We start from the raw sequence: 11,985 nt of genomic DNA, 5'->3' as shown, positions 1-11,985 counted from the left end.
CTTGAAATCTTCGTCTATACTTAGCCATCAATTTAAATTGACTATGGAAAGATGACTTCTCAAACTCCCCAGAAAACAAAGAAAAAAGTTTGGTTCATTTTGGCAATCGTGATTGTATTGTTGCTTGTCGCATTCCTGCTGTGGAAGTCAGGCAGCTCAAACAAAGCCGCTGCGACAGAAAAACCAAACAATGCAGAAACAACTGAACAAAAAGCTGCCTTAACGGTGACGGTCGTTCAACCTGAACAGCAAAACTGGAAACAGACATTCACCGCAAATGGCAACATCGCAGCATGGCAAGAAGTGGTGATTGGCAGTGAATTGTCTGGTCAGCGTCTTACTCGCGTCAATGTCAATGTCGGTGATGAGGTTAAACGCGGACAGGTTTTGGCAGAGATTAACAGCGATACCATCCGTGCCGATTTGGCAGCGGCCAAAGCCAGCTATGCCGAAGCACAGGCTGTATTGGCTGATGCCGTGACCAACAATAAACGGATTCAGCAGCTCAGAAATACAGGTGCAATCTCGGCCCAGGAATTAACCCAATACCAAACTTCCCAAGCCACTGCCCAAGCAAGACTGGATGCCTCCAGAGCACAGATTGAAAGCAATCAACTACGTCTGGCACAAACTCAGGTGATTTCACCTGACAATGGGGTGATTTCAGCCCGTACCGCAACTGTCGGTTCCTTGGCTCAGACTGGACAGGAACTGTTCCGCCTGATTCGGGATCACCGTCTGGAATGGCGTGCGGAAGTTACCACTTCGGATTTGTATAAACTCAAGCAAGGGATGAATGCGCGTATTTTTTCGCCTGACCCTGCCCAGCCTGCCATTACAGGCAAGGTTCGGATAATTGCCCCTGTGATTGATCCACAAACCCGTTATGGCTTGGTTTATGTTGACTTGCCAGCCACTCAGGCGTTTCGGATGGGCATGTTTGTAAAAGGTGAATTTGATTTAGGTGAAAAACCAGCACTCACTATTCCACAAACTGCCTTGTTGCTACGCGATGGCTTTGCCTATGTATTTATTGTGGGGAAAAACAATCGTGTAGCACAGCAAAAAGTGACTGTTGGGCGACGTTTGGCTGATCGTGTTGAGATTTTGGACTTGCCTGCAAATGTAAAACTGGTTGCGTCTGGTACAGGTTTCCTCACCGATGGTGATTTAGTGACTGTCGCAAAAGACATTCCTGATACGCCATTGACTAAACAACTTGTGACCACACAGGGGAATTAAAATGAATTTCTCTGCCTGGTCAATCCGTAATCCTATTCCAGCCATTTTATTATTTATTATGCTGGGATTAACGGGTTTAATGTGTTTTAAATGGATGAAAATCCAGCAATTTCCAGATATTGAATTACCAATGGTGACTGTGACCGCAGCCCTGCCAGGTGCTGCGCCACCACAACTGGAAACTGAAGTTGCCCGTAAAATTGAAAACTCGATTGCCACCCTGCAAGGTTTAAGAAATCAATATACCAATATTCAGGATGGCGTTGTCACGGTTACAGCCGAGTTCCAACTGGAAAAACCACTGCAAGAGGCGGTAGATGACGTTCGTAACGCGGTTTCCCAGGTGCGTTCAGACTTGCCTGCCGATTTACGTGACCCAATTGTCAGTAAAATCAACCTTTCAGGCTCACCCATTCTAACTTATACCATCCAGTCGCCGAAAATGGATGAGGAGGCTCTGTCATGGTTTGTGGACTATGATATTGCCCGCGCCATGCTACAGGTTAAAGGTGTAGGTGCAGTCGCCCGTGTGGGCGGTGTTACCCGTCAGGTTGAGGTTGAGCTTGACCCTGAAAAATTACTGGCGCTGAATGCCACCGCAACCGATATTACCCGACAACTGCGATTAATCCAGCAAGATGCATCAGGTGGTCAAACCAAGATTGGCGGCAGTGAACAGTCCATTCGCACCATTGCAACGGTAAAAACAGCCGAAGAAATTGGGACAATGGATATTGCGCTCAGTGATGGCCGTCATATCCGTCTTGATCAGGTCGCAACCATTCATGATGGTATTGCCGAACGCCGTTCTGCCGCATTGCTGAATGGACAGCCTGTGATTGGCTTTGAAATTACCCGTAGTAAGGGTGCTAGTGAGGTTGATGTTGAAAAGGGTGTGGTCGAAGCATTGGATAAACTCAAGGCTGCACATCCAGACATTAAAATCACCGAAGCATTTAACTTTGTTAAGCCCGTTGCTGACAACTATAAAGGTTCGATGTCACTGCTTTATGAGGGTGCTATTTTAGCTATTTTAGTGGTGTGGCTGTTCCTACGTGATTGGCGCGCCACCATCATTGCGGCAACCGCCCTGCCCCTGTCAATTTTACCAGCCCTGATTGGGATGTACTTTTTTGGTTTCACCCTCAATACTGTTACTCTTTTAGCAATGTCGCTGGTGGTCGGGATTCTGGTCGATGATGCGATTGTTGAAATTGAGAATATCATTCGGCATCTCAGGATGGGTAAAACACCGTATGAAGCGGCAATGGAAGCGGCCGATGAAATTGGGCTTGCCGTGATTGCCACCACATTTACCCTGATTGCGGTATTTTTACCGACCGCCTTTATGAGTGGTATTGCAGGTAAATTCTTTGTGCAGTTTGGCTGGACAGCAGCATTGGCCATTTTTGCCTCCTTGCTCGTAGCACGTTTGCTTACCCCAATGATGTCTGCCTATATCCTTAAACCCTGGGTCGGCAAAGTTGAACCTCATGAAGATACTGACCAACCTGCCAATGATCAAGGTACAGCGGCTTTAGCGAAAGACCGTGCCAAAGATGGCAAAGTCATGCGTAGCTATATGCGTCTGGTGACGTGGTGTTTAAACCATCGCTGGATCACGCTGTTTGGGGCAATCGCCTTTTTTATTGGTTCAGTTATGCTGATTCCACTATTACCAACAGGATTTGTGCCACCACCCGACACTGGACAAACGCAGGTACGTCTGGAATTGACCCCAGGTTCACAATTTGCTGATACCTTAAAAACAGCAGAATATGCACGAAGCCTAATTAAGGATCATCCTGAAATTAAAAGCATCTATACCACCATTGGTGGAGGCGCTGCAGGAAGTGACCCCTTTGCTGGTGGTGCATCCAGTGAACCTCGTAAAGCGACTCTGACTATTCAAACCACTGAACGTACTGAACGCAGTGCCAGCCTGCAAGACATTGAAGACCAGATTCGTCAACGTTTAGCACCCTTGCCAGGTGCCAGAATTCAGGTCGGTCTGGCGGGCAATAACAGCCAATATCAACTGGCACTTTCAGGCGATGACCCTGAAGCCTTGATGTCAACAGCCCGCGCACTGGAACGTGAATTACGCACCATTCCGAATATTGGCAGTATTACTTCAAGTGCGGCACTGATTCGTCCTGAACTAGTGATTCGCCCTGATTTTGCCAAAGCCGCAGATTTGGGTGTGACCACTTACGATATTGCGGAGACCTTACGTATCGCAACTGCAGGTGACTTTGACCAAAACCTGGCAAAACTCAACCTTTCACAGCGTCAGGTGCCTGTGGTGATTAAATTGCCTCTTACCGCCCGTCAGGATCAGGAACTGATTAAACGCCTCATGATCAAGGGTAGTCATGGTCCTGTCATGCTGGGGACGATTGCCGATGTGAATATTGAAAGTGGACCATCACAGATTGACCGCTTCAACCGTCTGCGTAATATCAACTTTAATATTGAACTCAACAACCAGCCTTTGGGTGATATTGCAGCGAAAGTTGATCAATTACCAACCATGAAGAATCTACCACCGACAGTAAAACGTACCAATATCGGTGATGCTGAAGTGATGCAGGAATTATTCTCAAGCTTTGGCTTGGCCATGCTGACGGGTGTACTGTGTATTTATGTAGTGCTGGTGCTTTTATTTAAGGACTTTTTACAACCGATCACCATCTTGGTTGCATTACCGCTGTCTTTGGGTGGCGCTTTCGTGCTATTGCTCCTTGCAAAGAGTAGCTTTTCAATGCCAAGCTTAATCGGTTTAATCATGCTCATGGGAATCGCAAGTAAAAACTCAATTCTCTTGGTGGATTACGCCATTATTGCGCGTAAAGAGCGAGACTATTCGCGTTTCAATGCCTTGCTTGATGCCTGCCATAAACGTGCCCGCCCTATTATCATGACCACATTGGCAATGGGTGCTGGGATGTTACCGATTGCATTAGGTATTGGAACTGATCCAAGCTTCCGCGCACCAATGGCACTTTCAGTGATTGGTGGATTGATCACCAGCACTTTCTTGTCATTATTGGTGATTCCTGTGGTTTACACCTTTATTGATGATATTAATCGTAAGCTTCATGGGTTGAGAAAATCTAAAACCGTTGAATAAAAACATCAATAAAAAATGGGCGGTTAATAGACCGCCCATTTTTTTATTGTCTCTTATTTGCTTGCTAATGCTTTCTCAATATCTGCTTCCAAAGCCTCGGGCTTGGTAGTCGGTGCGTAACGTCCTAAAACCTCACCATTACGTCCCACGAGAAATTTGGTGAAATTCCATTTAATGTTCTGGCTTCCCAAAATGCCTTTCGCCTCTCGGGTTAAAAAACGAAAAATGGCATGTGCTTCAGGTCCTTTTACATCAACTTTGGCAAACATTGGAAAATTAACCCCATAGTTACGTTGGCAGAACGCCCCTATTTCTTTATTTGTTCCTGGATCCTGCCCACCAAACTGGTTACATGGAAACCCCAAAATTTCCAGACCCTGTGGTTTATATTTTTCATATAGTTTTTCAAGTCCTGCAAACTGTGGGGTAAAACCACACTTGCTTGCAGTGTTTACAATCAGCATGACCTTACCTTTATAGTCGGCGAGCGCCTTTATATCTCCCTCTAACAATTCAGCTTCAAACTGATAAATGTTACTCATGGATATGTTTCCTCGTCGTTCTTTTCTTGTGTTTTAAGTTGTAGTGATGCCGAATTAACGCAATAGCGTAATCCTGTCGGCTGCGGGCCATCCTCAAATACATGCCCCAAATGTGCGTCACAGTCATGGCAGACAATTTCCGTTCTGACCATACCATGTGACAAATCTTCGTGTTCTTCTATTGCAGTGCTGTCAAGTGGTCTAAAAAAGCTCGGCCAGCCACACCCACTGTCATATTTGGTGTCCGAAGAAAATAGTTCCGCACCACAGCAACGGCACACGTAGATTCCATGTTGCTTAGTGTTCCAGTATTGTCCAGTGAAAGCAGGCTCTGTGCCTTTTTGGCGGGTAATCCGATATTCTTCTGGTGACAGTTCTCTTTGCCATTCTCGGTCAGTTTTATTGACTTTTCCCATGACCTGCTCCTTTTGTTCTATATTTTAAAAGTATTTGGTGATTAGTTTTTATATTTACGCCATTCACAACAAAAACTCTAGTCTATTGCTGCAAAATTTATAAAAAATTAAACATTTACCGCACAAATAGCAAATAGAAAGCAAATTATATTTTATAGTGAGCATTTTATTTATAACTTCATCTTCCAAGTAAGCAAATATGATGCTATGCTGATGCCACACCGCTGTCTGTTGTACAGGACAAAAAATGTCGCAAAAGAAAAGTGTGGTTTTCCAAAACCTATTGCCAACCATCAGACAATATCAACAATCGGGTTTTACCCATGAAAAAATTGTTGAATTACTGAGAGATCAGCATGATCTTGATCTGGTTACCGTTGAAACCTTTAAAAGTTATTTATACCGATATGCAAAAGTGAATCCAGCTATGTCTAAAAATACTGCTATTCCCAACTCAACTCAAACCACTAGAGAAATCAGGAAATCCTCTAAGCTTGAGCATGTTTGTTACGACATTCGTGGACCAGTATTACGCGCCGCCAATGAAATGGAAGAGCAAGGACATAAAATCATCAAGCTGAATATCGGCAACCCCGCACCTTTTGGTTTTGAAGCCCCACAAGAGATTATTAACGACGTTGCCTTAAACCTGCCAAATGCGATTGGCTACACTGATTCTAAAGGCATTTTCCCTGCGCGTAAGGCAATTTGTCAGTATTACCAGCAGAAAGGCATTTTTGATATGCATGTCAATGATGTGTACGTTGGCAATGGTGTGTCTGAACTGATCGTGATGGCAATGCAGGGGTTGCTGGATGACGGCGATGAAATGCTGGTGCCAATGCCTGACTACCCATTGTGGACAGCCGCAGTCAACCTTTCAGGGGGTACGGCAGTTCACTATAAATGTGATGAAGAGAACTACTGGTATCCTGACATTGCCGATATGGAAAGCAAGATCACGCCAAATACGCGTGGAATTGTGGTGATTAATCCAAACAACCCGACAGGTTCGGTCTACCCTCGCCATGTGTTAGAACAAATTGTCGCATTGGCGAAAAAACATGACTTGATTTTATTTGCTGATGAAATCTACGATAAAATCGTTTATGACGGTATTGAACATGTGGCTGTTGCTGCTCTTTCTGGTGATCAGCTCTGTATATCTTTTAACGGTTTATCAAAGGCATATCGTATTGCAGGTTATCGTGCTGGATGGATGGCGATTACAGGGGACAAGGCGCGTGCGGCAGACTATATCGAGGGTCTGGACATGCTGGCTTCCATGCGCCTGTGTGCCAACCATCAGGCGCAATATGCCATTCAAACTGCGTTAGGTGGTTATCAATCCATTAATGATTTGATTCGCCCTGGTGGGCGTTTATATGAACAACGCAATATTGCATGGGAAATGTTGAATGAAATTCCTGGTGTCAGTTGTGTTAAACCTGATGGTGCCATGTACTGTTTCCCTAAACTTGACCCAGAAATTTATCCAGTTGAAGATGACGAAAAATTCATGCTGGATTTATTAAAGGCTGAAAAAGTTTTACTGGTTCAGGGCACGGGCTTTAACTGGCCAACGCCTGACCATTTCCGTGTGGTATTTTTACCTGCGGAAAATGAGTTACGTGAGGCAATTAACCGTTTAGGCCGTTTCCTCGCTAAAATACGTTAAGACCATATTCAATCCCCCTTTAGTACGTAAGGGGGATTTTTATATTTAATAGGGACGGCAGAGTAAAACTTCAATTTTTATTCTGCCGCTATATTTTTAATGCTTTATGAGATTTAATTTATGGTTAAAATATAGTCAGCATAGTTTTTAAAACACCACCTTTTATTTAACTGTTGCCGTTAATTTAATCTGGCCTGCATTGGAAACCATGTCCATTTTTTCAATGCTCACCCCCATCTGGGATAGCTGCATTAAAAAGTTGGCAAGTACAGAATAATTCTGATGTTCCGCAACAATTTGGATCTGTTCTCCATTTTGCTGCGAAGAAACTGCCAACCCTTGCTGCTGTGCTGTACGCTGGATTTTATCCGCCGAGGAAAGGGCAAGGTCATTGGCAGGTTTCATGGTTGCAGCATTACTCTGCATCCAGACCATTAAATCCTTAAGCTCATTTAAACGCTTTTGTTGCTGGTTTGCCAAAGCATGCATTTTCCACAAAGCGGAACCAACAATCACAACGATTAAAAAAACGGTTGTAAAAACCACCATCACGCGCTCACGCACTGACAGGCTCTGTAAATATTGATTCAGCGCCTCAGCTTTCTGATCAAGACTATTTTGTAATTGTGTGAACGCTTTCATTATTTTACTTTGACCATCCCAATCGCACCGACACTATCCGCCTGTACATTTCCAAGTTCCGCCTGAAAACCCTGCTGATTCAACTGCTGTGCCAACGCCTGCAAGTCATTTGCTGATTTTGCCTTTAACGACATTGCCAATGTTGAAGCATCATAACTGACTTGTTGGGCAACAATCTGTTTTTGCATCAATATTGGCCCTACCCGACTCAACAATGACAATGCCTGCGTATCTCCAAGCTGGCTCATGCGCAACTGGCTTTCAAACTGGCTTTTAATGTTCTGCTCAGTCACACGGGTATTTTCGCCAAACCAATGCTTATACTGATCGATCGCCTGTAAAGCAGTTTGATCCGCCACCTTTCTCAACTTTGACCAGCGCAAGGCATCATAACCCAACTGCACCAGAATCACCGCCAGTAAAACGGCTGCCGAGGCTTTCCAGTAGCCTGACCATTGTACATCGGCATTTTTTGCCTTTGGCAACACATTAAATGGATGTTGCTTCGGTCTTGGAAACTGCTCAAACTGGTAGCTAAACTCAGTACGTTGATCTTTATCAGATGCTGTTGCCAAAACATCCAGTTGGCTTGCACTGAGATTGGCAAATTTATATTGCGTTTCTGATGACTGAAATTCCAGAAATAACCCTAAATCATCAATCGAGTTACCTGACCAGACATTTTCCCTCACCAGTAAATGGTCATACAGATTCACCAGCACCACTTCATTTTGTGCTGGCTCAGGCAGAATCAGAAAATCAGGCAAGAAAGCGACAATCTGGATCGGTAAAAGGCTGAGTGCATGCTGCCAAGTTTCAATGGCAAATTGCGCAACACCTAAAATATTGAGTTGATCATGCTGAAAATGATGCACCACTTTCATCTGGTCAATGGGCAAGGTCACAAACTCTTCTAACAGATATTTAATGCCCTCTTGCCCCAATTGCTTGTAATGCGCCTTTGTCATAGGCTGCTGCAACATTTGGGCATTACGGCTTGGAAAATAGACCACCGCCTCTTTTCCACTATGCGCTTGCAAATCCTGAATGAGTTGTTCAAGACTGTTTGCCTGCAACCAGTTTTCCCCAGCCGACCAATACCATGTTCCATTGGTTTCGGGCATCCATAAATACAGCATCGGTGTTCAGTATCCTTATCCTGTTGAGGATAGATAAAATTTATATTGTTGGTGTAAAACGGTTCTTTTGTGTTGATAAACCATTCGCAATCACTGCCTGATCATAAATACGTGCTTCGGCCAATGCAAATGGATTAAAACTTTCATGAGTCAATTGTTCCGCAATATGTGCCACCACATTCATGTGACACACCACCGCAATCGACTCATATGGAAGTTTGCATAGCCATTCTATGGCATCTTTGGCGTTATCATCGGGTTTAATTTTATCGCAGATTAAAACAGGAATTCCCTGAAAATGTGCCTTGATGTGTTCCAGCGTTTCCTGCGCGCGCAGTAATGGACTGACAATAAAAACCTCAGGCTGAATCACATCTTTGAGAAAATCCCCTGTTTGCTCAGCCTGTTGATGCCCACGCACTGTGAGTGGGCGCTGCATATCATTTCCATTCACTGCTGGAGACGATTCACCGTGACGGACTAAAGTGAGTTGCATAATCATTCTCTAATTTTTTTCATTCAAGCATAACAACATTGGATGACAGTTTTCTGATTAAACTTCATGATGAGGTAAAACAAACTCCACATCACTACGATGGCCATTTTTCATTAACGACAAGGCAATGGTCATTGGTGGCGCATTTTCAAAAATCACTTCATATAAGGCATTGGTGATTGGCATATACACATCCAGTTCCTGTGCCTTGGTACGCACCTGCACAATGGTGTTGATACCCTCGGCGGTTTGTCCCAGTTCTTTAGTCGCCTGATCCAGTGTTTTACCTGAACCCAAGGCAAAACCGATCTGATAGTTACGGCTTAATGGACTATTACAGGTCGCAAATAAATCACCCACACCTGACAAACCTAGGAAAGTTAAAGGATTTGCACCCTGCTTGACTGCAAAACGACTCATTTCCGCCAAAGCACGGGTTAAGATCATACTTTTGGTATTTTCACCAATGTTATAGGCAGCGCCCATCCCCATTGCCACCGCATAGATATTTTTTAACGCACCACCCAGTTCCACACCATGTACATCATCACTGCCAAATACACGGAACAATGCACTATGCAAGGCGTGTTGCACTGCATAGCGAACCAGTTCAGATTCACTGGCAATCACTGTACCCGATGGCATACCTGCCATAATTTCTTTTGCAAGATTTGGCCCCGATAGAACCCCATAAGGCACTTCAGGTAATTCTGTACGGATAATATCACTCATAAAGCTAAAGGTTTTGGCTTCAATGCCTTTGGTCAGTGAAACCACTGCCTGCGCACTAATAAACGGCGCGATTTTCTTCAACACATCGCGGAAAGAATGACTTGGAATTGCCACCAAAATAATGTCACGGTCACGTATCGCCAACTCCAGATCAGAAACCGCACGCAGACCTGTTTCCAGTGTGTAATCAGGCAAATAGCGCTTGTTGATATGCGTTTGATTGATTTCCTCAGCAACAATCGCATCACGAATCCAGATCATGGTGTCGCAGCCATTACGCACAGCCAGATTCGCCATTGCTGTACCAAAACTCCCCCCACCCAGCACGGTAATTCTTAATGCTGTTTTCTGGTCTACAGCTACGGGTTCAACCAAATCGCTAAACTTCAACTCTGTCATTTTTTATCCTGAAACAAATTTCTAATCATTCACAAATAAGATTTAAGTAGCCTGCCATACTTTTAAAAAGTCCTGACTCTCTATTTCTGCACGAGGTGCAATCGTTTTGGCGGCTGTTCCAATATAAATAATACCAGAAATCAAATCTTGCTCTTTTAAGCCGAATTGTTGCTTAAGCCAATTAGATTCTACAACTGCACCAGAACGCCACATACTCGCAAAACCTTGTGCTTGTAATGAGAGTAAGAAGTTTTGAACAGCAGCACCCGTACTTAAAATTTGCTCGAAGTGCGGAACCTTTGGGTGATCTTGGATCGTGGTTAAGGCTAAAACAAGTAAAGGCGCGCGAAATGGATGATGCTTCACTCTTTCCAATTGTGCTGGCTCAGTCTCACCCAAATCGGCCAAAGCCTGTGCCAGATGCTCACCAAAAGCGGCACGCTGTTCAGGCGTCACAACCACAAAACGTGTTGGTTTTAAACGATGATGATCGGGCGCCGTGAGTGCGGCCTGCACCGCCTTTTCAAGTTGTTGTGTATTCGGCGCTGGTTCAATGAGTTGTCCAATCGATTGACGTTGATGAATATTATGATGAATGATTTCTATTTTTGAGTCCGTCATTGAAATAAATCTAACTAACACAAGGATTGCGCTAGATTAGCATAATCTGAATGATTTCCACCACGTCCAATCCCTGCTTAATCATTAATTTGAGAAATTTAACAGAGCATCAGCACAAACTGTACATAACCTGCAAAAGCATTCAAAAATTCTATGTTCAAATAATACAATTCTGTCGTAACTTGAGAACAAGCAATGAAAAAAAACTTTATTATGACTTTACTTGGCGGTTTGGCACTTGGATTAACCGCATGTGCATCCACCCCAACCAATACCCTCGCGATTCAAAAAGAAAACAACCAATATGAAGTTACAGGAATTGGCAAAACCAGCCTGATTGCCAAAAACAATGCAGTCAGTGCAGCACAGAAAACCTGTACTCGCAATACCTCGCCTATCGTGGTAGATGAAAAAACCGCATATCAGGGGGTTTTAAAAGGTGTGGTGGATGAGCAAACAGGAAAAATGGTTGAGGCTGCCGCAGGGGTCATTGGTACACTGACTGGTAAGAATGCTTCGCTGGCAAAAGATGATGACTATCAAACAACCTTGACGTTCTACTGCAAAGCCAATGGATAAATAAAAAAAAGCCGATGTTTAAACATCGGCTTTTTTTTATTTTTGTCACTTATTGAGCTTCACTCGCAGCCACTTCTGAAGCTGCGCCCTGTTCCGTAACATCAGTATTGTTTTCATCTAAATTCGGTTTATCAATGGCATCAATCGCAGCCTGTTGTTCTGGACTGGTTTGTGTGACTGAAGTTGTCTGCTCTTGCGGTTCAGCATTTTTCGCTTCTTCTTTCTTTGCACATGCAGTCAACATGATTGGGGCAATGATTAAAGCGGCAAGGGTTAATTTAAATTTCATCACGGCTTTCCACAGTTAATGGTTGAAGTTGTGACAAGCATATTTCAGATATGTGACATTTTTATGACCACAATATC

General features: G+C 44.0%; 12 protein-coding genes. 4 read left to right on the top strand and 8 right to left on the bottom strand.

Annotated features, from left to right (window positions below):
• Window positions 1-51: 51 nt before the first annotated feature.
• Both F973_RS03055 and F973_RS03050 read left to right on the top strand, forming a co-directional pair.
• Window positions 52-1,242, top strand: coding sequence for an efflux RND transporter periplasmic adaptor subunit (locus tag F973_RS03055; RefSeq protein ID WP_004759945.1), 1,191 nt, complete (start codon window positions 52-54; stop codon window positions 1,240-1,242).
• Between the two features lies 1 nt (window position 1,243).
• On the top strand, window positions 1,244-4,375 hold the full coding sequence (locus F973_RS03050) for an efflux RND transporter permease subunit (protein WP_004759943.1): 3,132 nt from the start codon (window positions 1,244-1,246) through the stop codon (window positions 4,373-4,375).
• Between the two features lie 53 nt (window positions 4,376-4,428).
• On the opposite strand, the gene F973_RS03045 is transcribed toward F973_RS03050, so the two are convergent.
• Together F973_RS03045 and msrB are read right to left on the bottom strand one after the other, a co-directional pair.
• Window positions 4,429-4,917, bottom strand: a complete 489-nt coding sequence (locus F973_RS03045) for a glutathione peroxidase (protein ID WP_004759941.1) — start codon at window positions 4,915-4,917, stop codon at window positions 4,429-4,431.
• A complete protein-coding gene (gene msrB, locus F973_RS03040; RefSeq protein ID WP_004677726.1) occupies window positions 4,914-5,333 on the bottom strand; it encodes a peptide-methionine (R)-S-oxide reductase MsrB in 420 nt (139 codons plus the stop codon). The genes F973_RS03045 and msrB overlap by 4 nt, the downstream gene beginning before the upstream one ends.
• A gap of 247 nt (window positions 5,334-5,580) precedes the next feature.
• On the opposite strand from msrB, the gene F973_RS03035 reads away from it, so the two are divergent.
• Window positions 5,581-7,011, top strand: a complete 1,431-nt coding sequence (locus F973_RS03035) for a pyridoxal phosphate-dependent aminotransferase (RefSeq protein ID WP_004759939.1) — start codon at window positions 5,581-5,583, stop codon at window positions 7,009-7,011.
• 162 nt (window positions 7,012-7,173) lie between these two features.
• On the opposite strand, the gene gspM is transcribed toward F973_RS03035, so the two are convergent.
• The 5 genes from gspM to F973_RS03010 are packed head-to-tail and all read right to left on the bottom strand — an operon-like array spanning window position 7,174 to window position 11,040.
• A complete protein-coding gene (gene gspM / locus F973_RS03030; protein WP_004677730.1) occupies window positions 7,174-7,653 on the bottom strand; it encodes a type II secretion system protein GspM in 480 nt (159 codons plus the stop codon).
• Window positions 7,653-8,792 (bottom strand): type II secretion system protein GspL, encoded by a 1,140-nt coding sequence (gspL, locus tag F973_RS03025; protein ID WP_004759937.1) that lies wholly within the window; start codon window positions 8,790-8,792, stop codon window positions 7,653-7,655. Before gspL ends, gspM begins: the two co-directional genes overlap by 1 nt.
• A 40-nt stretch (window positions 8,793-8,832) precedes the next feature.
• Window positions 8,833-9,288: a SixA phosphatase family protein gene (locus F973_RS03020; protein ID WP_004759936.1), complete on the bottom strand. Its 456-nt coding sequence runs from the start codon at window positions 9,286-9,288 to the stop codon at window positions 8,833-8,835.
• Between the two features lie 57 nt (window positions 9,289-9,345).
• Window positions 9,346-10,419 (bottom strand): NAD(P)H-dependent glycerol-3-phosphate dehydrogenase, encoded by a 1,074-nt coding sequence (locus F973_RS03015; RefSeq protein WP_004677736.1) that lies wholly within the window; start codon window positions 10,417-10,419, stop codon window positions 9,346-9,348.
• A 42-nt stretch (window positions 10,420-10,461) separates the two neighbouring features.
• A complete protein-coding gene (locus tag F973_RS03010) occupies window positions 10,462-11,040 on the bottom strand; it encodes a nitroreductase family protein (RefSeq protein ID WP_004680894.1) in 579 nt (192 codons plus the stop codon).
• Between the two features lie 195 nt (window positions 11,041-11,235).
• Between F973_RS03010 and F973_RS03005 the strand changes: the two genes are divergently transcribed.
• Window positions 11,236-11,619 carry a hypothetical protein gene (locus F973_RS03005; RefSeq protein WP_004759935.1) on the top strand — a complete coding sequence of 128 codons (384 nt, stop codon included), beginning with the start codon at window positions 11,236-11,238 and terminating at the stop codon, window positions 11,617-11,619.
• Window positions 11,620-11,668: 49 nt separating this feature from the next.
• Here the strand turns inward: F973_RS03005 and F973_RS03000 are convergent, their stop codons facing one another.
• Window positions 11,669-11,908: a hypothetical protein gene (locus tag F973_RS03000; RefSeq protein WP_004759934.1), complete on the bottom strand. Its 240-nt coding sequence runs from the start codon at window positions 11,906-11,908 to the stop codon at window positions 11,669-11,671.
• Between the last annotated feature and the right edge of the window lie 77 nt (window positions 11,909-11,985).

The organism is Acinetobacter sp. CIP 102129 (assembly GCF_000368305.1).
Classification (GTDB): Bacteria; Pseudomonadota; Gammaproteobacteria; order Pseudomonadales; family Moraxellaceae; genus Acinetobacter; species Acinetobacter parvus.
The sequence above is the reverse complement of the archived record's forward strand: the minus strand, read 5'-3'. Positions and strand labels throughout refer to the sequence as shown.